Raw genomic sequence first — 20465 nt, forward strand, 5'->3', positions numbered from 1 at the left:
GACGTGGGGCAGGAGGTAGGGGGCATTGTACACTTGTAGTGAGTGTTAACGATTATGATTGACGACTATATTCGAGCCATAATGACTCAAAACCAGATTCCAGGAATTTCTATTGCAGTGATGCAGGAAGGTGAACCTGTTCTAGTTAAGGGCTATGGACTGGCGAATCTTGAACACTCTGTTCCAGCTACTGAACATACAGTTTATGAAATTGCGTCTGTCGGTAAAACTTTCACAGCTACGGCCGTAATGATGCTGGTGGAACAAGGGGTAATTTCGTTAGATAATGCGATCACAGACTATCTCGATGAGCTACCCATAGCTTGGCAAAATGTCACAATCGGGCATATTCTGTCTCATCAGTCTGGAATTCCTAGCTATACCGATGCCCCAAACTACTGGGAAATTACCCATCTTAATTTATCGAAATCTGAAATTTTGGCTTTAGTTACTCACTTACCGCTCAAATTTCAACCGGGTGAGTTTAGCGCCTATGACAACACAGGTTACTATCTACTAGGTTTGCTTTTAGAAAAGGTAACTGGACAATCTTATGGAGATTTGTTGCAAGAGGGCATTTTTGCTCCTTTGGGAATGAATGCAACCTTGATGAATGATCCCAAAGAAATAGTGCCACACCGGGCTGCTGGCTATCGATTGCCAAACAGCAAACTCGTTAACAAACCTTACTACAGTCCTTCTGTTACCTATTCTGCCGGAGGTCAACTTTCCAGTGTAGAAGATATGGTGAAGTGGGAACAGGCGCTTTGTGGTGCAACTCTACTAAAGCAATCAACCCTTGATTTGATGTGGACTCCTCATTTTCCCAATCAGGGCGATGATTGGGAAAAATTAAGATATGTTGCAGGTTTAGGTTGGTGGGTATTTAATTATGGCGATCGCCGAATCGTTGGTCATAATGGTTCGATACTAGGATTCGCAAGTAACATTACCCGCTTTATTGATGACAAAATTACCGTGATTTTACTTTGCAATCTAGATAAAATTTCCCGACCAGATGCGATCGCTAAGAAAATTGCTGAATACTACTTTCCAGCCCTTACAGAACTAGTGCTTCAGCCTCCATTAGCAAAGAGAGAGCAAGAGGGATAAAATCAATTGCTCCTGACTCCTGTTTGCTGTCTTTTATGGTGATATCTTAGCGGGTTTTAAATTTCTAGCTTTGTAAAACATTTCCAAGCTATCGCGATCGCCTACAAAACGCCAGTGCCACGGCTCATAACTCACACCTTGAGCATTATCTTTAGGAAATGACATTTCAAAGCCAAAACGCGCTGCATTAGCTTGCAGCCACCGATAAGCTTTGGTATTGTCAAAGTTTGTTTGGAGATTAGTTGCTGGTACTGCTCCGTCTCCAACATCCACAGCATAACCTGTGTGATGTTCGCTATGACCAGGAGGAGCGCTGAGGGCAGCTCGTTCTGCTGGCGTTTGATTTCGCTGGGCACCGACAGCAAAAAACAACGGCTCCTGGTCTTTGACTGAGCGAAAGGCAGAAATTGGTACTAAAATTACACCTGAACTCCGGGCTGCTGCTACCATCTCCTCAAACTTTTGGGCAGCAGCTTTTCGCATTCTAATGCCCCTATTTGCGGAGATGGTTACTAGTTCTGACTCAAGGGCTTCTGGGTATGGAAAATGCCCTAATACAGTATCGCTGGAATTATTAGATGCTGTTGGAGTTGCAGGAGCAGAAGTAGCTGGTAAAGGTTGAGAATCGGCGGTTTTTTTGGGTGCTGTGACGAAAAACAAAAAACTGCTAATTAAAGCTAGCAAGATAAATCCCGCTACTCCCCCAATCAGCACAATTCGGGGTTGCAACCAAAACTTAGGTGTTGCATCAGGGGTATCGCGTACAGCCACTGGGATATCATCACCAAGGTCATTCGATGAGTTTTGCGGTTTTCCAGAAAACCCTGCCTTATTCAACGGTAAACTCCTGTTTTTGTGGAATGGCCATAACAGATTTTGCACTGGACAAAAGTAAACGTAACAGGTAGCATTTTACATCTGTGGTTCTTGGGCACAATCTTGACAAACCTTTTAGAACTATACGTCAAGCTGGGAGGATTAGTCCTGGTAGGTTTTATCCTGGGACGCAAACTACCTGTAACAGTTCCTACACGTTTGGGACTGTTTCTCTTTTGGGTGGGAGTACCCATAAGCATAGTATCGTTTTTGCGTCAATCTAGTTTATCAGGGCAAATTTGGATTGCACCTGCGATTGCTTACCTAGCCATTTTACTAGGAGCATTTTTAGCTTGGTTAGCCATTAAAGGACAAGCCTACTTTAGAAAGACTATTCCCCAACCACCAACTCAGGCTAGCTTGATATTAGCCGCAATGTTGGGTAATACTGGTTATCTTGGTTTTCCCATTACCTTAGCAATGGTAGGCAAGGAGTACTTTGCTTGGGCGCTATTTTACGATTTGTTAGGTTCATTCCCAGGAACTTACGGATTGGGTGTGTTGCTAGCAGCGCATTTTGGTGTTGGTGTCCAAAATCATTGGCAGACTGCTAGGGCCATCTTAATTAATCCTGCCTTATGGAGTTTCGGATTTGGCTTGCTGGTTCAAGAAGCGACAATTCCCACAGTAGTAGAATTCTGCTTGGAAAAATTTGCTTGGTGTAGTGTAGCTTTATCTCTGGTGTTAGTCGGAATGCGACTAGGGCTGCTTAAATCTTGGGGTAGCCTACCACAAGCAAGAATCAGCTTGGGAATCAAAATGTTGCTAGTTCCCTTGATATTAGGCAGCTTATTACCACTGTTTGGATTAACAGGTTCCACAGCAAAGGTAATTGTCTTACAAATGGCTATGCCTCCAGCTTTCGGCACACTGGTAATTGCTGAGACATTCAATCTTGATCGCGATCTGGCAGTTACTGCCTTAGCTGCTGGGGCTATAGTATTGCTAGTTACTCTCCCTATTTGGCTGTGGCTGTTTTGAATTTATTTATTATATTGGTTCTTTGGGTGATGGTGACTATTATTAGTGGGTATTTTGATGAACTAGAGTTTTGGGATTCTTGTTATTTTGGTAAACCTATAATTAAGAATACTCAATTAATTATTCCATCTCGTGACATTGGGCTTTACGAAGGGCATCCCTTAAACAACACAGGTCAATTCATGATTTTGCAATCAGGTAAACTCATTTTTAGTGGTATCCAGCGATCGCAGCGTATCATTGGTGAGTACTTGGGAGAGCCGAAAAGTGGTAGACGCTTCAAGCCATCATATACAATCGCTGATGGCCCATTTCCCCAAACGGATGAACCAAGAACAAAATTTTTTTTAGAGGGGATTTTGGAAGAACTCCTATCTTACGTTACTTGGGAGATCGAAAGTGTCTCATTTCATCTTGAAATATGAGGGAGTATAGGCAATATGGTTCGGTTAAGAATATTTGTAGGTTGGGTTGAATGAAATGAAACCCAACAAACCTTGCAACTGCTTATGAATCCTCATCCACGACTAAGACTAATTTCGAGGGTTTGGTTAGTCGCTATCAAATATATGTTAGCGATCGTTGGGGCAATATCTTCTGTTATTGGTTCCGGGCAATTGTCAAACTACATGGCTGAACTTGTACGAGGAAAACCTTCTGCTGATGTGGGAGTAGTCATTTACTCATACAGTGATAGAGCCTTAATTTTGTGGTTGCTGACCTCTCCAATATTGTCTTATACTTTTTTATTCATCATTCAGCAAACATTTAGTAAAAATAGTAACCTTCCTTATTGGATTGGCATTATTACAGGTATTTTATGTCTGCCCTACTACCTTATTCCCTTATTGTGGTAAAAGAATTATTATACAGAGCTAGAGTACTGGAAAAACATACATATATTAGATATTAGTTAAACTTCTACTGGATGCTGCCCATAATATGGCAAAGCCTCTGACCAATTAGGAAATTTGCCCTCTTGCCAATCAAGATTAGCTAGTTCCAAAATACTTGTCACCGTTGCTGCTAGCCCAGATTGGGCTTGAATCAATTGATAATTAGTGTTCCAATTACCTAAAGTTTCCTGCCATGCTTCTGGTGTCAATACTCTATCTGACAAACAAACTTTTAGTTTATAATTATCTGGTTCAAACTGATAAATAGCAGCGAAAATTTGACCTCGTTGTGCTGGCATTTCCACAGCAAAAGTTGTTAAATTTTGGCTTTTGCTGGCTTCTGACCAAGCTACCGCAGCCAAAGTTGAAATCGCAAATACAGGAATATCTAACTGTTGCCCTAAAGTACGAGCAGTAACAACACCAATCCGAGTTCCTGTAAAACCGCCAGGCCCTTTCGCAACTGCGATAAAGGACAAATTTTCCCAAGTTTGCGGCTTGATAAATTCAATTAAATATTGATGTACTAAGCTAGATAAATCACGCCCCAAATTCCAAATTTGAGAGCGAGTATCACCTGAAAAATTACTAATTGCTAGTCCTAATTCGGGAGTAGTGGTGTGCAACGCTAAAGCGTATTTTGTTGTGAGGTGTTTTAGTTCTGTGGTCAAAGTTAATTAAAATATTTATTTTTTAGAGATGACTTGATTTATATATTCAACCACATCATAGTCAAGTTTCCATCTCCATAAGAGGTAAGTGATTGAAAAACTTCGCTTTTGATGAAGAAATTTTCATCAACACTAATGCGTTTCCATCCCTGTGAGGGGTAAGTTATGGAAAAACTCACCCTTGTATAACCCTTACTGTGAATGGTTTTAAAGAGTAATTTTAGAAGAGGTCTAATTGATTCGTCAATCAGCTTAAATTATCGACAAAAAGATAACAATAAACCCCCTCAAACGCTTACACAGCATTTCGAGGGGGTCAACGAAAGAAATGAGGGGTATAGCGATCGCTATACCCCCGCGAAAAACTTACGTGTGCAAAGTTTAAATAAATACTTTTGCTTGCACTAGGAAACTTAGAATTGAATTGTCAAGATTCTGTTATTAATGGACTGAGGCATAATATACCTTGACGTTTCAAGTCGGCACTAATTCACCAGGACGCAACTTCGACCACTTACCTGTTTCTCGTTTAAAACTCAAACAACCAACAACATCCCATTCCATTTCAATTACATCATCTTTAGTCCGAATGTTGACATTGATAGAAGGTTCATTGGGATCAAAATCTGGTGTTTCAGTCAAGTGAGGCTGTTGGTGCTGCCCTTCTACGGCATGATAGGTAACACAGCTGTCTACATAGTGGCAATTCACGCAAATACACATAATAGAACCAACTCCAGGGGCCTTTATTGTTAATCTAACTTAAGCCCAACTGTTATTCATGAGTTGCTGGGTTGATTTTTATTACAATGCTTGAATCAATTCCTTCTACCCTCACTCCCGAAAATTGGCCTTTCAGCTTGGAATTCTTGCCACAACCCACTTACATGGTAGGTGGCGCTGTCCGAGATGCGATCCTGGGCAGAACTCGCGAATATCTAGATCTAGATTTTGTTATACCATCTAAGGCGGTGAAGGTAGCGAGAGCGATCGCTCATCATTACAAAGCTGGTTTTGTGTTACTCGATGCAAAACGACAAATTGCGCGTGTGGTTTTTCCCCACGCCACGGCTGACTTTGCCCAACAAGAAGGAGATAGCTTAGAAGTTGATTTGCACAGACGAGACTTTACAGTAAATGCGATCGCTTATAATCCCCACACGCAAGAAATTATCGATCCTCTGCAAGGTTATGTAGACTTACAACAAGGCATTTTGCGAATGGTATCACCTGCGAACCTAGAAGATGATCCTTTGCGGTTAATGCGAGCTTATCGCCAAGCCGCCCAACTAGGTTTTACTATTGAGCCAGCTACCCAAGCCGCCATTCGTTCTTTGGCATCGCATATCACCAAAGTTGCAGCCGAAAGAGTTAGGGTAGAAATTGGCTATCTACTGGCAAATTCTCAGGGTACTCCTTGGATCGCAAGTGCTTGGGAAGATGGTTTACTTGCCCCTTTGTTCAAAAATGCTACCCGTGAAAGCTTGATCAAACTAGCAGCAGTTGACACAGCAGCCGCCTTACTTACAGAAAAGTGGCAACAACTAGGGGCACAACTGCAAGAATATGTCCGCGATAGTATTAAAACTACTTGGCTAGGTATTGCCAAACTTGCTTGTCTTGTCAACCCAGATTCAGTATTAGCAGAAATAGAGCTACAGGAACTAACTTATAGTCGTGCCGAAATCCGAGGTGTAACTACTGCTCTGAAACTGTTACCGCAATTTCAAGTAGTTGATATGTCGTTGCGAGAACAATACTTTTTGTTTCATAACGCAGATATTGTGTTCCCCGCTACGGCAGTGCTAGCTGTAGCAATTAATAATTTGGTAGAGGCAATATCTGGTGACAAGCCACTAGACACAGCAGTGGAAACGAAAGCAATGAGCTACCAAATCTTAGCACCTTTGATCGACCGCTACCTCAACCCGGATGATGCGATCGCTCATCCCACTCCCCTAGTCAGCGGGAAGGAGTTGATTACAACATTAGATATTCCAGCTTCGCCAATTATCGGTCAACTGCTAACTGAAATTGGGGTAGCACAAGCTGAGGGGAAACTTTCAACTCCAACAGAGGCGATCGCTTATGCACGTCAGTTACTTGATAGTTAAATATACTTAATTAATTTATTATAATATAACAAAAGTGATGCTTACGTAATTTTGTCCCTCTTGGCTAAACTGGCTAAAACTAATAAATCTGCAATCTTAAGTACTTTAAGTATCCCCTAGTTACCATAAAATACCGATCTTTATAGCCAATCCTGGCAATTACATACATCAGTTATGCTACTATTTGCTTGATGTTATGACTGCTTTGCTATATTTTTTCCTAAAATTTAGCGCTAATGGACAACCGGATGGATTATATACTAACTTATTCATTTTTATGCCTTAGTTGGTCGTCTGAAGATACTCTCGTACATTGAATTAAACATTTACTATAAACAAAGACTTTCAGGTTTTCCTGATGGGTAGAATTTTTATGCCTAACTTTTCTTGGACAGGACGAACTGCTTATGAATGAACAGCCTTTAATTTTGGTTGTAGAAGAGAGTTTACATGATTTAGAGCTACTTAATTCTCATCTAGGAATATTAAATTTTTCATGTATTTGTACCAAACAAGGGGTGAGGGCTGTGATGTTGGCACAAACTCATCAACCAGATTTAATCCTGCTAGATATGAAGCTATCTAATTTGAGTGCGAACCAAGTCATTGACGATCTTAAGCATGACTCAAAAACTGCTACCATTCCAATCATTGCAGTCACACCTCTAAGAACTGTACAAGACGATCAGTCCACGATACTTACAGCATTTGATGATTGTATTACTAAACCCTATGATTTTAATCAATTAGAAGTGGTAATCAGTCGCCACATCATTCAGCTAAATTCTTAACATTTATCTTAGGAATAGATTTGGGGTTACAAAATTCAGGTAATTCTTTGAGAATTACAACAATCCCAGTACGACCTGTTGCTAAATTGGTGTTTGTTATCAGGTAGAGAACAGGTTGACCAATAATTTCCTCAATCAAATTTTTTAAATCTGGTTTAATTATTTTCTCTAAATATAATCGTACTTGTTCAGCTAAAGTATCACAACCTCCTTTCAGTAAAGTTTGTTCAGCTTGGGTAACAGAGTTTTCTATAGAAATTACGATTTCAGTATCAAAAAAATGACAAATAATTTGGCTAGGAGATTTCCCTAGCCTATCATTATATAAATTTATAATTTGCTGTGATATTTCTGTTTCTAATTGTCCAATAGTCGGTTGTCCCATTAGTACCTACTATGTAAGATTTATCGTTTTAATCTGGAAATGTAAGTATCCAACATTATAGTAGATGATTATGGATTAGCTGAGAAAAATCATCGTTGTTTTCTCTGAAGTTTGTGTGTGCATGTAATGTATTGATTATGCATTTATTTAAGACATTTTTTACGGGCAAAGCAACTGTGATTATGCAATGTCAAAGTGCTTGATAATTCCTGGTAAATACCAAACTAATTCAACTCCGGCTTTGATAACCAAAGTACCACCTGGTTTCATAACCTTGCCATCTACCTGCAAACAACCTTTGTTTAGTGCATCTTGCAGTTCTGACATATTGATGTGAGCTTGAGTAATGGCGCCAAAGGGATCTGTCAGCTACCTCTAGTCAGTTTTGATTTTTATGACTCTAAATATCTAGCGTGGTATTAGTCGTATTGTTGAACACAATCAATCACACAGTAATTTCATAATTAGCGATTAATCACGGCTAATTTAAAGATGACTTTAAAAATGATTTAATCGAGATATTTTGTGAGAAAGTTAATACAAAGGTATATTCACTGATCTCAAATTCATGGATTCTTTATTTATCAATTCCTTACTTGAAGAGTTGAAAAACCCGGATGCAACAGTGCGCGACAAGGCAACCAGAAAAATCTGGCGGATCTGGTTTCAGCAAAAGGGAATCTATGGGCTGGAAATAATTGACCGCAGTCAAAAGTTACTAGATGCAGGTGAAATTGCTGAAGCGGAAACAGCGCTGACAGCATTAATTAAAGACCAGCCAGATTTTGCCGAAGCTTGGAATCGTCGAGCTTTCCTCTATTACAGTATTGGCGATTATCAAAAATCTTTGGCTGATTGTCAGATGGTTGTACAGATAAATCCAATACATTTTGGGGCGCTTCATGGTATGGGCTTATGTTATGCAGCACTAGGAGAGTATAGTCAAGCTATCAGAGCTTTTCAACGTGCTTTAGAAATTCAGCCCTATTCCCTAGTGAATCAAAAGTTGATTCTAGAATGTACATTTAGATTTAGCTACAACGGCAGATAGGAGAAAGCATCATACTGTTTTATGAATCCGTTATCATCCTCATCAACAACAATTCATCACCTTAGTCGCCATAGTTTTATTCAATACACTTCTATCTGAATTAATAGCAGTGTCATTGATGCTTGTACTAACAGCAACCAACCGTCAAATAGCAATTCTCGGTTGAATAAAGTTAACTTTAGTACAAACTAGATAGCACAAGCGGAGTATGGTGGATTTTACTAAGCGATGTCTACGATGGTCACTGAGCCAAGTCGAAGTGCGGGCTGCGCCTACGCCACTGGTATTTACAAAGACTACAGTTTAGATGTAACTATCAAAACGAGTGGTCTATAGGTTCTCAGTAGTACTCAATTTGTTGATGGGGGTACGGTACATTTCTTTATGAGTATGGCATGGATGCCGTGAATGCCATAGCCACAGTTACAGCAATTTTCAAGAAAGACCCCTGGTGTCTTATTGCACATCCCAACTCAGCAATTAACATTTTTGCCGATCTTATCTTTTTTACTCTGTTAAGCTAAAGGTTTTTCTAACTATAGCAATCCTAAATTAGTTGTCAAAATCGAGAGACTAAGAGTATATAGAGGTTTTGTATTATGTTGTTTACAATCCTCAACGTCGGAGAAAACCAATTTTAGAAGGTTATCGCTTTGTAAATGGTGAATATGTATTGCAACCAAGAAATTTCGTTTGGTTATCAGAGATAGGTTTAGCAATTGGTTAGGAACAGGAAACCTATCAGGAAATTACGCGGGATTGGTTGTATTGGTATGACAAACAAGGAATCACTGCTGAATAACGCACTCAAAGACTGGTACAAGAATTGCGAAAGTTGGGGATCAATCCAGATTCTTTGAGTTGATTTCGTGGGGTGCGATCGCTTTGATTAAACGGCTAATAATAGGTTATTTGAGAGTAGTAATTATAGATGGTTCAGGTGATTGTAGGCGAGATTATAAAAGCCTTCAAATATTCCTGCTCTGTCATTGTTTAGGATTACGTTTGACGTGGTAACAAGCAATGACAGTGATAACATTTTCTTCTACAACATAAATAACACCATAGGAAAACCTACGTATCAATAATCGCCGCGCTTGTTGATACACCACGGGATAAGTTGAGGGGTTACGTTCGATTAATGCTAAACAGCTATCAACTGCGCGTACAAACTCCGAACCTACTCCAGATTCACGTTGCTCATACCATTCAAAAGCATCTTGAATATCCACTTCTGCTTCTGGACTAATTATTAACTGATAGCTCATTCAGGTAAACCTAGTCTTTGCTTCACTGATTGCCAGGTTGAACCTCGGTTTGGGTTTTGGCTATGCATCTCCAAGCGTCTATCTAATTCTTGTTTTTGCTCATCGCTGACAGGAACTTCATCGGGTGTAGTAAGAATGCTGTCCCATAAGTCCTCGGCAAGCTGTATACGTTCAGATACACTTAGTTCGGAAATATCCACTTTTAATATGGGGTGCATGGTTGTTGTGAATGTAGTTGCTCAATATAATCTTATTTTAGATTAGAAATTACTTATTTTAGTCCCAATAAAGTAAAGCATCAAGTTTACCTGATTCGGTAAATATTCTAGCAACTAGTAAACAGTGCAGTAAGTCCATACACATCTACCTTAGATTAGTCAAATTAGTCAAATATATTTATTTTGTGAGGATAGCTGTTACCCTATTGGCATTATCATAATAATCTTATAAAGTGTAAAATACAACTTTATCCAATTCATTTTTGAGCGGAGAGTATGTTTATGTTGGATAATATTATATCTGGTATAAGATTTTTTATCCCTAATAGAATAGATGATGAAAGTAAAAGTATTACAATATTCAAACTAGCTCTTGGAACTGCTGTTGGGTTCTGGCTAATTGCTATTGCTTTCGCAACTTTAACTAGTTTTTCTCAATTGGTTGTTGAAAAATTTGGTAGTTTTGAGATTAGTAATGCAACTATATATATTTTTATAGGAGTCTTTTTTATATGGCTGACACTCACAAAAATTGGGACTAAAAAAGATGACCAGCAAACTTAGTACCATTAATTTAAGTGTAATTGTGGTAATCGCCAAGACAAATCATTAGCCAACTAACTTATCCTCTCCCGCGCCCAAGCGCGAAATGATTTAAGTAAAGCAATTTCCCCCATACTTTTACTCTGCTCGATAAATCTGCTAATCTCACTCACCGATACTATAGGAAAGGCAATACTAAACTTACACTCGACATATTGCCCTTCTATCAACTGATAAAACTTTAAATTTTGTCCATCATATCTCCAAAGTTCAGTTACACCCAACGCTGAATAAATTCCCAATTTGTTAACTGAACTGCTAGTAATGTCAATCTCAATTGCTAAGTCAGGCGGCGGATCATTTTCTAAATCTAAAGTTTGCTTACCCCTAATAGCTAGTTCATTATGGATATAGTAGCAAGTATCGGGTTCTATTCCCCGCTTTGATATTTTCCGCTTCAATGTTGTTGAACCAGCACTTCTCACTTCAATCCCTAATTCTTCAGCTAAAGCAATAATAAAATTACCAAAATTACTTTTGGGGTTTTCGTGTTCAAAAAGTGGAGTCATGATTTCTAAAACACCGCAGTCATAAGCAAACCGAGAACCTCTATCTTCACCTGTATCTCTCAGCAAGGCTTCAAAGGTTTCCCAGCTAATGTTATGTAGCACTGTTCTTTGTTCAGCAGACGTTGAGTTGACAAGCATATTAAAATAATTCGTAATTCGTAATTCGTAATTAATATTTTAAGCTATCTTTCCACGCACCCAAACGCTGAAGGATTGCACCAAATCAATTTCATCTATAGTTTTACTTTGCTGGATAAATCTATTCATATCACTAACAGAAATTAAAGGGAAAGCGATACTCGACTTAATTTCAATATATTCGCTTGCTACTAGTTGATAAAATTTTAAAACTTCACCGTCATATCTCCATAATTCTGCTACACCTAAAGCCGCATAAATATTAAGCTTATTAACAGAACTACTAGTAATATCAATTTCAACTGCTAAATCCGGGGCTGGATCTGTTGTTAAATCTAATTCTTGTTTACCTCTAATTAGTGGCTCATTTTGAATATAATAGCAAGTATCGGGTTCTATTCCCTTTGTTATTGGTTTACGTTTTAATGTTGTAGAACCAGCACTTCTAATTTTAATTTTTAACTCCACTGCTAAAGCGAATATCAATCGGTCAAACTGAATTTTAGGATTTTCGTGTTCAAAAAGTGGAGTCATGATCTCTAAAACACCGCAATCATAAGCAAATCTTGAGCCTCTGTCCTCACCTGTATCTTTCAGCAAGGCTTCAAAGGTTTCCCAGCTAATGTTCTGTAGCACTATTCTTTGTTCAGCAGGCGTTGACTTGACAAGCATATTACAATACTTCTTCTGTCAGGATGTTAGATAAAATCCCGATAATTTTACCTATGTTATTAATATAATACTCGCTCCAGTCAATTTCAATCACTTGCCCAATGAGCTTCAAAAACTTTAGTTACTCCCAATACGGTTCGGATAAGCATTTTTCACTTTCCTTATAATCTGGGGAAAGGGTAAGGGGTAATACCATTTCACTAAAAGTGTGATACATATAATGGCAGGTGCATTACTCATGAAAAACAGTGTGTAGAGTACTCAAACTAGAGATAAAAGAAACAATTGCTGAACTTCAAGAGCTATTGAGACAGCAAAAAACTGGATATGGGAAAGAAAGAATACAGGCATTGTATTTACTCAAGACGCGACAAGTAGAAACAGTGCAGCACTTAGCAGTAGTACTAGGCAGAGGACGAATGACTGTGCAGAGGTGGTTAAAACGCTATAGAGAAGGCGGATTAAGCACCTTGCTCGAACTGGGTAAAAGTCCAGGAAGACCAAAAACTATTCCCCCGGAGGTGCGATCGCTAATCAAAAAAGAACTGTCTGCGCCTGAAGGGTTTAAAAGCTATCAGGAAGTCCAGACATGGCTTTTAGCGTCTGAAGGAATCAAAGCATCTTATAAAGTTGTGCATGAAGTTGTGCGTTACAAACTCAAAGCAAAATTAAAAGCACCGCGTCCACGTAGCATCAAACAACACAAGGGCATAGAAGAAGACTTTAAAAAAAACTTCCTTCCTGGCTAGAGTTAATAAAAAAGTACTTAATATCACCGTTAGAAAAACATCGTAAAGTACGTTATTGGTGTGGAGATGAAAGTAGGTTTGGTCTTCAAACGATAACGGGAAAATTGATAACGCTGACCGCAGTAAAACCAGTTGGTTTGACGCAGTGGAAGCGAGATAATTTTTACATCTATGGAGTTGTAGAACCATTAACTGGAGATAACTTTGCCCTAGAATCACACTTGGATACAGTATGTTTTGAAATGTTTTTAGAAAAGTTTGCAGCTTTGTATCCAGAAGAAATACATATCATCCAAGTTGATAATGGAGCGTTTCACTTCAGCAATTATTTACGAGTTCCGTCCAATATAATTCTCTTGTTCCAACCTCCCTATACACCAGAAGTAAATCCAATTGAAAGACTATGGAAAGAAATCAAGAAGGCTTTGAAATGGGAATGTTTTCAAACCTTAGATGAATTGCGAGAAGCTGTGTGGAAACAGCTAGATAAATTGACAGCTTATCAAGTTAAATCTATTACAGGGTGGGATTTTATTTTATCGGCTTTATTTGTATCAGGCTTTTCGTGAAATGGTATAAAGGGGAAAGGATGTATTCAAAACCTTTCCCCTTTACCCTTTAACCGAACCGTATTGTAGTTACTCCTGTAAAGAATCCAAATAATTAAATTGTGCCAGCTATTAGCAAGATGTGTTGCTGATATTTGGCACAATTACTATCTAAATATTTTGTAACTTTAAGCAAGTAAACCTGCAAAAAATTCCAGGGTTTCTTTCAGTGCTTTGATGAAAATATCAATTTCTTCGCGGGTGTTGTAGAAAGATAGACTTGCTCGTGCGGTTGCAGCAAGACCTAAGTAACGGTGTAATGGTTGTGTGCAGTGGTGTCCAGAACGGATGGCAACGCCTTCTTGATCTAATAATGTAGATAAGTCGTTAGCGTGGACTTCCCCAGCTGTGAATGACGCAAGAGCGGCTCTACCTTCACCTTCTGCATTTGGTTTGGGGCCGTAAATTCTAATTTGGGGAATTTGCTCTAATTGTTGGAACAAATAAGCCGTTAATTCTGCTTCGTAGGCGTGGATTTTATCCATGCCGATACTGCTAAGATAATCTATCGCAGCACCAAGTGCGATCGCTTCTCCAATTGCAGGTGTACCAGCTTCAAATTTATGCGGTAATTCTGCATAGGTTGAATGGTCTAAATATACCTCTGCAATCATCTCACCACCGCCAAAAAAGGGTGGCATTGATTCTAATAATTCCAGCTTACCATACAAAAATCCTATCCCAGTTGGAGCGCACATTTTATGACCAGATGCTACCAACCAATCACAATCTATCTTCTGCACATCTACAGGATAGTGGGGAACACTCTGGCAAGCATCAACTAAAAATTTAGCACCGTATTTGTGCGCGATCGCACCAATTTCTTCTACTGGGTTAATACAACCCAAAGTATTAGAAATATGCACCACCGATACCAGCTTAGTTTTCTCAGAAATCAGTTTTTTAAACTGTTCCAAATCAAAAGTTTCTTCTGGTGTTAATTCTACAAATTTAAGTACTGCACCCGTTTTTTGTGCCACCAATTGCCAAGGCACAATATTACTGTGATGTTCCATAACCGAGAGAATAATTTCATCTCCTGGCTGCAAATTGTTCATTCCCCAGCTATAAGCGACTAGGTTAATCGCCTCACTTGCATTACGGGTATAGACAATTTCCTGACGCGATGCAGCATTAATGAATTTGGCAACTTTATCTCTAGCACCTTCATAAGCATCAGTAGCTTTAGCACTTAGAGAATGGGCACCTCGATGCACGTTAGCATTATATTGCTCGTAATAGTCCCGCAGGGTATTTAATACGAATAAAGGCTTTTGCGAAGTCGCAGCATTATCGAGATAAACCAGGGGTTTCTCATTGACTTCCTGATGCAATATCGGGAAGTCAGCGCGAACTTTATCAGCAAGGGTTTTGGTAGGAGTGAAAGTCATTGGTAGATTAGTTATTACTCATTAGTCAGGGACTTGAGATTATTCACTGTGTTTAAAAGGATTTCTCGCAGAGAGGGAACTGGTATTTTATTGATAACTTCAGCAGCGAAGGCATTAATTAACAACTTCCGAGCATCGTTTTCATCAATTCCCCGGCTTTGCAGATAAAATATTTCATCATCTTCCAATTGGCTAACGGTAGCACCGTGAGCGCATTTGACATTATCCGCCGTAATTTCCAATTGGGGTTTGGTATCAACTCTGGCTTTCGATGATAGCAGCAAATTGCGATTCAACTGGGATGCATTTGTTAACTGCGCTGGTTTGGGTACAAAAACTTTACCATTGAATACTGCATGAGCGCGATCGCCTACAATACATTTATGCAATTGCTCACTTGTACCGTGAGGATAATTTAGTGCGATCGCACTGTGAGTATCAGACAATTGCTTACCATAAATTATCGTCAAACCATTGAGAGTAGTTTGTGTCTGCTCACCAGTTTGCAAAATCTCCAAATTATGCCGTGACAACTTTGCACCTAAAGTTATGGCATGACAAGTATATCGGCTATCACGAGCCTGTGCGATCGCAGTTTTCCCAATATGAAAAGCCTCTGCACCTTCTTGCTCAACCCTAGTGTGACTCACTTGGGCATTGTCCCCAACCCAAATTTCCGTAACTGCATTGGTAAGGTAAACTCCTTCCTCTGCGCCTCTACGGTTCGCATACTCTTCAACTAAACTCACCTGCGAACCACTTTCCGCCACCACCAAACAACGCGGCTGTGAAATCGTCGCAGTCTCCCCCACAACCGAAATAAACACCAAATGAATTGGCGTTTCAACTACCACATTCTTCTTCACCCACACCACAGCTGCATCAGTTATTCCAGCCGTATTGAGAGCAGTAAAAACTTCCTGCGCTCCCTCAGCTTGAGCTAAATACTGCCGTACACCTTCCTGCTCAACCGCAGACAAACCAGCCAAATTACTCACCACAATTCCAGATGGTAAATCTGAAACTGCGGATAACTCCGGCGCAAAAACGCCATTAACAAATACCAAACGACTATTAGCCGCCTCTGGCAAAATATCAAACTGCAAAGACGCAAAATTTCCCGCCTCTACATTATTAAATTGCACCTTTCGCAAAGACGACAAATCAGTAAATCGCCATTCTTCCTCGCGGGTAGTCGGGAGAATCGAGTGACGTACCCAATTTGCAGCACTTTGGCGTAATTCCTGCAACCAACCTTCTGTTTTAGTTGCTGTTACTTGATTTAACAACCCAGTCAGATAATCATCTCTATCTAACATCGATGTCAAACTGACTGCATTTGAATTAGGTATTGGACTAGGAGATATTTGAATATTCATTACACACCCACCTCAGCAGCTGCAAATTCTTCCAGCACCCAGTCATAACCGCGAGACTCTAATTCCAGCGCTAGTTCTTTACCACCACTGGTAATAATTCGCCCCTGTGCCATTACATGCACAAAATCAGGCACAATATAATCGAGTAATCGCTGATAGTGAGTAATCAAAATTGTCGAATTTTCTGGACTTGCCAGTTGATTTACCCCATTCGCCACTATTCGGAGCGCGTCAATATCCAAACCCGAATCAGTTTCATCCAAAATTCCTAACTTTGGTTCTAGCAGCGCCATTTGCAGAATTTCATTCCGCTTTTTCTCACCACCAGAAAACCCTTCATTCAAACTCCGACTGAGAAAACTGGAATTCATCTTCACCACATCCAGCTTTTCCTCAATCAAATCGTCAAAATCAAAAGCGTCTATTTCTTCTAAACCTTGCGCCTTGCGACGAGAATTGTACGCCACCCGCAAGAAATCCAAATTGCTCACACCCGGAATTTCTAACGGATACTGAAACGCCAAAAACACACCACTTCTAGCGCGTTCTTCCGGCTCCAACTCCAACAGATTTTGCCCCTGGAAAATCACTTCACCGCCAGTCACCTCATACGCCGGATGTCCAGCCAACACCTTAGAAAAAGTACTCTTACCAGAACCATTCGGCCCCATAATCGCATGAATTTCACCCGATCGCACCTCCAGATTCACACCCTTTAAAATCGGTGTCCCATCAACATTAGCCGTCAGATTCCGTACTGACAGCACAACTTCACTATTTTCAATAATCATCTTCTCTCCCTTCTCTGCGCCTCTGCGGTTCGTCATTCTTCCAAAAGATAAACACAGAACGCCGATGTCTCTGTGTTTATCCTTGCTTCCATTTATCCAACACTGCCTTCCAACTTCAAACTCAACAACTTATCAGCTTCCACAGCAAACTCCATCGGTAGCTGATTGAAAACATCCTTACAGAAGCCGCTAACCATCATCGAAATGGCATCTTCTGAAGAAATACCCCGTTGAGCAAAGTAAAATAACTGATCTTCCCCAATCTTAGAAGTAGAAGCTTCATGCTCTACCTTCGCAGTATTATTTTGCACCTGGATATAAGGGAAAGTATTTGCATGAGCATTATCCCCAATCAGCATTGAGTCGCACTGGGAATAATTTCTCGCCCCTTTAGCCGTCGGATTAACTTTCACTAAACCCCGATAGCTATTACTAGAATTACCTGCGGAGATTCCTTTAGAAATAATTGTACTGCGGGTATTTTTACCTACGTGAATCATCTTTGTACCCGTATCAGCTTGCTGCATATTATTTGTCAGCGCCACCGAGTAGAACTCACCCACAGAGTTATCACCCACCAAAACACAGCTAGGATATTTCCAAGTAATTGCCGAACCTGTTTCTACTTGAGTCCAGGAAATCTTGGAATTAACGCCCTGACACAAACCGCGTTTGGTGACAAAGTTGTAAATACCACCTTTACCGTTGGCATCTCCAGCGTACCAATTTTGCACGGTGGAATATTTAATTTCCGCGTTGTCCAGGGCGACAAGTTCCACAACTGCGGCGTGTAGCTGGTTGCTGTCATACATCGGTGCGGTGCAACCTTCGAGGTAAGAAACATAACTACCTTCTTCGGCGACAATCAAAGTCCGCTCAAATTGTCCCGTGTCACCAGAGTTGATGCGGAAGTAGGTAGACAGTTCCATCGGGCATTTTACGCCTTTAGGAATATAGACAAAAGAACCATCGCTAAATACGGCGGCGTTCAAGGCGGCAAAATAATTGTCAGCTATAGGAACAACGCTACCCAGGTACTTTTGGATCAGTTCTGGGTGTTCTTGCAACGCTTCAGAAATTGAGCAGAAAATAACGCCATCTTCCGCTAGCTTTTCTTTAAATGTAGTGGCGACAGAAACGCTATCGAAAATTGCATCAACGGCGACGTTTGCCAGTCGTTTCTGTTCAGATAGAGAAATGCCTAACTTCTCGAAGGTTTCTAAAAGGGTTGGATCGACTTCATCCAAGCTGTTTAGTTTTTCTTTCTTGCGTTTTGGCGCTGAGTAATAAATGATATCCTGATAATTTATTGGCGGATACTTGACATTAGGCCAAGTTGGTTCCGTCATTTTTTGCCACTGGCGATAAGCTCTGAGGCGAAAATCTAGCATGAACTGCGGCTCGTTCTTCTTAGAGGAGATCAAGCGGATAACGTCCTCGTCTAGTCCACGCGGAATAGTGTCGGCCTCAATGTCCGTGACAAAGCCGTACTTGTAGGGTTGGTTGACTAAGGTTTTGACAGTGGCACTCATCAGTAATAATCTCTCGTGTTCGGAACTTGAATCTCTCTATAAGGATGGGAGACGAGGTTTCTTTAGCCGATTCCCATCTACCGTTACGGAATGGTTACACGGCTGCTAGAATAGTGGTGGAGAGTAAAACAACAGCTATGTTGTTTAATCTATCTTTATTTTACGCTAAATTAACAACAACAATGTTGTCAAAGTCAAACAATTTTGGATTTTAGATTTGCAATTTGGGATTGAAAGAGACCACAAGGGTGCTTGGCTCAAGGATTTTAGATTGACGATCGCGTAGCGGGCTATATACCAGAAAACTTTTTTAATCCAAAATCCAAGTTGCGCTGTAAGCGCACCAAAGGTGCGACTCAAAATCCAAAATCGGCACGGTCAAATTTTCAAAGAAATTAATTTTTGGGGCGTTCGCTGAACGTCTCGCACCACATGAAGATGGCGACTACCCACCAGTCCTCAACCAAGCAAGATATCCTTGAGTATCTGCACAAACACGAAAAAGCAACGGCTTTGGAGCTAGCTGAAGTTTTAGACGTTACCCCCCAAGCTATTCGTCGCCATCTCAAAGATTTGGAGACGGAGGAGCTAGTTTTGTATTCGACATCAGTGCAGACGGCGGGGATGGGACGTCCGCAGCATCTTTATGAATTGAGTCGTCAAGGACGCGATCGCTTGCATCGAACAATGAGCGATCGCTTTGGTGATGCAAGCGGAAATTTTGCGGTTTCGTTGCTAGACACCTTAGCCGAAACGGTAGGAGACGACCAATTTAAATCGATTTTAGAGAAACAGTGGCAGCGTAAAGCCAAAGAATACCGCGCTCGCGTCGGTAACGGTTCACTGCGAGAACGTGTAGCCAACTTAGTAGAGTTGAGAAAAGCGGAAGGCTTCATGGCGGAGTATCACCCTGTTGATGTGAATGACTGCTTTGAGAGCGATCGCTTTATCTTAATGGAGCACAACTGCGCCATTTCTAATGTTGCCGAGTCTTTCCCCAGCATCTGTGGTCACGAATTAGAAATGTTTGCAGCCGTCTTACCAGATTGTAACGTAGAGCGCACCCACTGGATTATCGATGGCGAACATCGTTGTGGCTATTTAGTACAAATTCGTCAGTAAAACTCTCATAAATAAACTCGGTTTACATCTAGCCGTGGTAATGGATAATAGCTGAATAGCAACCAGCCATTATCAATAATCAACTAAGTTTGAGATAGCATTTATGGATGTATCACCACAGCAACCATCAACACAATTTTTAACCCTAGAAGAGTCAGCAAAAGTAGATGCAGCGTTGTTGTCTTCTGCAGAAAAGTTTTTAACAAGATTGACAATTTCATCACTTAAGCTTTTGAAGCATATTGCCCAAGAGTACAGCGTTGCTATTGAAGATTTGACAGCACAGCAAGTAATTGCCTGGTTTGAAAAAGATGGCAAAATTAGACGTGAACAGGGCATTGAAGGTTCATATCTGAAATGGTGATCTGCGGTAGTAAAATTTTCGTTGCATTTACTTGTAAAAAGTAACCATACAAAAGATTGCGCTTCTAAAAAACAGAAATATTTTTAGAAGCGCAATTTTAAGAGATAAGATATGCTGGGATACTCTTTATTTCAGCCCAATATTTTTGCTAAAGACGCGAAAATTTACATCTCTACAGGTTTAATATCAATACCAAAAACCTTTAACTGAACTATATTCGAGTGATATAGCCGTAATCACATA

The 20465-nt window shown here is 40.2% G+C and carries 25 protein-coding genes; 12 read left to right on the forward strand and 13 right to left on the reverse strand.

The genetic code is table 11. The annotated features are described in order from the left end of the window. Positions 1-54: 54 nt before the first annotated feature. Positions 55-1113 carry a serine hydrolase domain-containing protein gene (locus RMY16_RS10380; RefSeq protein ID WP_322736281.1) on the forward strand — a complete coding sequence of 353 codons (1059 nt, stop codon included), beginning with the start codon at positions 55-57 and terminating at the stop codon, positions 1111-1113. 33 nt (positions 1114-1146) lie between these two features. On the opposite strand, the gene RMY16_RS10385 is transcribed toward RMY16_RS10380, so the two are convergent. After that, positions 1147-1950 (reverse strand): M15 family metallopeptidase, encoded by an 804-nt coding sequence (locus RMY16_RS10385; protein WP_322736282.1) that lies wholly within the window; start codon positions 1948-1950, stop codon positions 1147-1149. Between the two features lie 102 nt (positions 1951-2052). Here RMY16_RS10385 and RMY16_RS10390 point away from each other — a divergent pair, with 102 nt between their 5' ends. The 3 genes from RMY16_RS10390 to RMY16_RS10400 all read left to right on the forward strand — a co-directional run bounded on the left by RMY16_RS10390 (position 2053) and on the right by RMY16_RS10400 (position 3827). Continuing rightward, positions 2053-2970, forward strand: coding sequence for an AEC family transporter (locus tag RMY16_RS10390; RefSeq protein WP_322736328.1), 918 nt, complete (start codon positions 2053-2055; stop codon positions 2968-2970). Between the two features lie 29 nt (positions 2971-2999). After that, positions 3000-3395: a hypothetical protein gene (locus tag RMY16_RS10395; protein WP_322736283.1), complete on the forward strand. Its 396-nt coding sequence runs from the start codon at positions 3000-3002 to the stop codon at positions 3393-3395. Positions 3396-3479: 84 nt separating this feature from the next. Then, positions 3480-3827: a hypothetical protein gene (locus RMY16_RS10400; protein ID WP_322736284.1), complete on the forward strand. Its 348-nt coding sequence runs from the start codon at positions 3480-3482 to the stop codon at positions 3825-3827. A gap of 56 nt (positions 3828-3883) precedes the next feature. Here the strand turns inward: RMY16_RS10400 and tsaB are convergent, their stop codons facing one another. Together tsaB and RMY16_RS10410 are read right to left on the reverse strand one after the other, a co-directional pair. After that, positions 3884-4537: a tRNA (adenosine(37)-N6)-threonylcarbamoyltransferase complex dimerization subunit type 1 TsaB gene (tsaB, locus tag RMY16_RS10405; protein ID WP_322736285.1), complete on the reverse strand. Its 654-nt coding sequence runs from the start codon at positions 4535-4537 to the stop codon at positions 3884-3886. A gap of 474 nt (positions 4538-5011) precedes the next feature. After that, a complete protein-coding gene (locus RMY16_RS10410) occupies positions 5012-5260 on the reverse strand; it encodes a Ycf34 family protein (RefSeq protein ID WP_251960287.1) in 249 nt (82 codons plus the stop codon). Between the two features lie 86 nt (positions 5261-5346). Here RMY16_RS10410 and RMY16_RS10415 point away from each other — a divergent pair, with 86 nt between their 5' ends. Together RMY16_RS10415 and RMY16_RS10420 are read left to right on the forward strand one after the other, a co-directional pair. Continuing rightward, on the forward strand, positions 5347-6651 hold the full coding sequence (locus RMY16_RS10415) for a CCA tRNA nucleotidyltransferase (RefSeq protein WP_322736286.1): 1305 nt from the start codon (positions 5347-5349) through the stop codon (positions 6649-6651). A gap of 407 nt (positions 6652-7058) precedes the next feature. Beyond that, positions 7059-7442, forward strand: a complete 384-nt coding sequence (locus tag RMY16_RS10420; protein ID WP_322664562.1) for a response regulator — start codon at positions 7059-7061, stop codon at positions 7440-7442. On the opposite strand, the gene RMY16_RS10425 is transcribed toward RMY16_RS10420, so the two are convergent. Next, entirely contained in the window at positions 7423-7827 is a 405-nt protein-coding gene (locus RMY16_RS10425) for a DUF2294 domain-containing protein (RefSeq protein WP_322736287.1), read from the reverse strand. The two genes, RMY16_RS10420 and RMY16_RS10425, sit on opposite strands and share 20 nt — an antisense overlap. A 180-nt stretch (positions 7828-8007) precedes the next feature. Beyond that, positions 8008-8196 (reverse strand): hypothetical protein, encoded by a 189-nt coding sequence (locus RMY16_RS10430; RefSeq protein ID WP_416211659.1) that lies wholly within the window; start codon positions 8194-8196, stop codon positions 8008-8010. Positions 8197-8395: 199 nt separating this feature from the next. Here RMY16_RS10430 and RMY16_RS10435 point away from each other — a divergent pair, with 199 nt between their 5' ends. After that, positions 8396-8878, forward strand: coding sequence for a tetratricopeptide repeat protein (locus RMY16_RS10435; protein WP_322664566.1), 483 nt, complete (start codon positions 8396-8398; stop codon positions 8876-8878). Between the two features lie 986 nt (positions 8879-9864). Here the strand turns inward: RMY16_RS10435 and RMY16_RS10440 are convergent. Continuing rightward, positions 9865-10146 carry a type II toxin-antitoxin system RelE/ParE family toxin gene (locus RMY16_RS10440; RefSeq protein ID WP_322736288.1) on the reverse strand — a complete coding sequence of 94 codons (282 nt, stop codon included), beginning with the start codon at positions 10144-10146 and terminating at the stop codon, positions 9865-9867. Further along, positions 10143-10364, reverse strand: coding sequence for an addiction module protein (locus tag RMY16_RS10445; protein ID WP_322736289.1), 222 nt, complete (start codon positions 10362-10364; stop codon positions 10143-10145). The genes RMY16_RS10440 and RMY16_RS10445 overlap by 4 nt, the downstream gene beginning before the upstream one ends. Before the next feature lie 282 nt (positions 10365-10646). On the opposite strand from RMY16_RS10445, the gene RMY16_RS10450 reads away from it, so the two are divergent. Further along, positions 10647-10928, forward strand: coding sequence for a hypothetical protein (locus RMY16_RS10450; protein ID WP_322736290.1), 282 nt, complete (start codon positions 10647-10649; stop codon positions 10926-10928). Positions 10929-10981: 53 nt separating this feature from the next. On the opposite strand, the gene RMY16_RS10455 is transcribed toward RMY16_RS10450, so the two are convergent. After that, entirely contained in the window at positions 10982-11614 is a 633-nt protein-coding gene (locus RMY16_RS10455) for a Uma2 family endonuclease (protein WP_322736291.1), read from the reverse strand. A 39-nt stretch (positions 11615-11653) separates the two neighbouring features. Beyond that, positions 11654-12286 (reverse strand): Uma2 family endonuclease, encoded by a 633-nt coding sequence (locus tag RMY16_RS10460; RefSeq protein WP_322736292.1) that lies wholly within the window; start codon positions 12284-12286, stop codon positions 11654-11656. Positions 12287-12534: 248 nt separating this feature from the next. On the opposite strand from RMY16_RS10460, the gene RMY16_RS10465 reads away from it, so the two are divergent. Further along, positions 12535-13035 (forward strand): helix-turn-helix domain-containing protein, encoded by a 501-nt coding sequence (locus RMY16_RS10465; RefSeq protein WP_096603590.1) that lies wholly within the window; start codon positions 12535-12537, stop codon positions 13033-13035. 20 nt (positions 13036-13055) lie between these two features. Further along, on the forward strand, positions 13056-13604 hold the full coding sequence (locus tag RMY16_RS10470) for an IS630 family transposase (protein WP_322736329.1): 549 nt from the start codon (positions 13056-13058) through the stop codon (positions 13602-13604). Between the two features lie 167 nt (positions 13605-13771). Here RMY16_RS10470 and RMY16_RS10475 read toward each other — a convergent pair whose 3' ends face one another. The 4 genes from RMY16_RS10475 to sufB form a co-directional block, all read right to left on the reverse strand. Then, positions 13772-15034 (reverse strand): cysteine desulfurase, encoded by a 1263-nt coding sequence (locus RMY16_RS10475; RefSeq protein WP_322736293.1) that lies wholly within the window; start codon positions 15032-15034, stop codon positions 13772-13774. Between the two features lie 14 nt (positions 15035-15048). Beyond that, on the reverse strand, positions 15049-16413 hold the full coding sequence (gene sufD / locus RMY16_RS10480) for a Fe-S cluster assembly protein SufD (protein ID WP_322736294.1): 1365 nt from the start codon (positions 16411-16413) through the stop codon (positions 15049-15051). After that, on the reverse strand, positions 16413-17204 hold the full coding sequence (gene sufC, locus RMY16_RS10485; RefSeq protein WP_322662932.1) for a Fe-S cluster assembly ATPase SufC: 792 nt from the start codon (positions 17202-17204) through the stop codon (positions 16413-16415). Before sufC ends, sufD begins: the two co-directional genes overlap by 1 nt. Before the next feature lie 92 nt (positions 17205-17296). Beyond that, positions 17297-18736, reverse strand: a complete 1440-nt coding sequence (sufB, locus tag RMY16_RS10490; RefSeq protein WP_322736295.1) for a Fe-S cluster assembly protein SufB — start codon at positions 18734-18736, stop codon at positions 17297-17299. A gap of 438 nt (positions 18737-19174) precedes the next feature. On the opposite strand from sufB, the gene sufR reads away from it, so the two are divergent. Further along, positions 19175-19858, forward strand: coding sequence for an iron-sulfur cluster biosynthesis transcriptional regulator SufR (sufR, locus tag RMY16_RS10495; RefSeq protein WP_322736296.1), 684 nt, complete (start codon positions 19175-19177; stop codon positions 19856-19858). Between the two features lie 103 nt (positions 19859-19961). Further along, positions 19962-20222: a hypothetical protein gene (locus tag RMY16_RS10500; RefSeq protein ID WP_322736297.1), complete on the forward strand. Its 261-nt coding sequence runs from the start codon at positions 19962-19964 to the stop codon at positions 20220-20222. Positions 20223-20465: the final 243 nt, after the last annotated feature.

The sequence above is a fragment of the Nostoc sp. DedQUE12b genome (assembly GCF_034530835.1).
Classification (GTDB): Bacteria; Cyanobacteriota; Cyanobacteriia; order Cyanobacteriales; family Nostocaceae; genus Nostoc.

Bases quoted from the DNA above. Each gene is read 5' to 3' on its own strand.
- RMY16_RS10380 (WP_322736281.1), top strand. From the start codon at position 55: ATGATTGACGACTATATTCGAGCCATAATGACTCAAAACCAGATTCCA.
- RMY16_RS10395 (WP_322736283.1), top strand. From the start codon at position 3,000: ATGGTGACTATTATTAGTGGGTATTTTGATGAACTAGAGTTTTGGGAT.
- RMY16_RS10400 (WP_322736284.1), top strand. From the start codon at position 3,480: ATGAATCCTCATCCACGACTAAGACTAATTTCGAGGGTTTGGTTAGTC.
- RMY16_RS10410 (WP_251960287.1), bottom strand. From the start codon at position 5,260: ATGTGTATTTGCGTGAATTGCCACTATGTAGACAGCTGTGTTACCTAT.
- RMY16_RS10415 (WP_322736286.1), top strand. From the start codon at position 5,347: ATGCTTGAATCAATTCCTTCTACCCTCACTCCCGAAAATTGGCCTTTC.
- RMY16_RS10420 (WP_322664562.1), top strand. From the start codon at position 7,059: ATGAATGAACAGCCTTTAATTTTGGTTGTAGAAGAGAGTTTACATGAT.
- RMY16_RS10425 (WP_322736287.1), bottom strand. From the start codon at position 7,827: ATGGGACAACCGACTATTGGACAATTAGAAACAGAAATATCACAGCAA.
- RMY16_RS10435 (WP_322664566.1), top strand. From the start codon at position 8,396: ATGGATTCTTTATTTATCAATTCCTTACTTGAAGAGTTGAAAAACCCG.
- RMY16_RS10440 (WP_322736288.1), bottom strand. From the start codon at position 10,146: ATGAGCTATCAGTTAATAATTAGTCCAGAAGCAGAAGTGGATATTCAA.
- RMY16_RS10445 (WP_322736289.1), bottom strand. From the start codon at position 10,364: ATGCACCCCATATTAAAAGTGGATATTTCCGAACTAAGTGTATCTGAA.
- RMY16_RS10450 (WP_322736290.1), top strand. From the start codon at position 10,647: ATGTTGGATAATATTATATCTGGTATAAGATTTTTTATCCCTAATAGA.
- RMY16_RS10455 (WP_322736291.1), bottom strand. From the start codon at position 11,614: ATGCTTGTCAACTCAACGTCTGCTGAACAAAGAACAGTGCTACATAAC.
- RMY16_RS10460 (WP_322736292.1), bottom strand. From the start codon at position 12,286: ATGCTTGTCAAGTCAACGCCTGCTGAACAAAGAATAGTGCTACAGAAC.
- RMY16_RS10475 (WP_322736293.1), bottom strand. From the start codon at position 15,034: ATGACTTTCACTCCTACCAAAACCCTTGCTGATAAAGTTCGCGCTGAC.
- sufD (WP_322736294.1), bottom strand. From the start codon at position 16,413: ATGAATATTCAAATATCTCCTAGTCCAATACCTAATTCAAATGCAGTC.
- sufC (WP_322662932.1), bottom strand. From the start codon at position 17,204: ATGATTATTGAAAATAGTGAAGTTGTGCTGTCAGTACGGAATCTGACG.
- sufB (WP_322736295.1), bottom strand. From the start codon at position 18,736: ATGAGTGCCACTGTCAAAACCTTAGTCAACCAACCCTACAAGTACGGC.
- sufR (WP_322736296.1), top strand. From the start codon at position 19,175: ATGGCGACTACCCACCAGTCCTCAACCAAGCAAGATATCCTTGAGTAT.
- RMY16_RS10500 (WP_322736297.1), top strand. From the start codon at position 19,962: ATGGATGTATCACCACAGCAACCATCAACACAATTTTTAACCCTAGAA.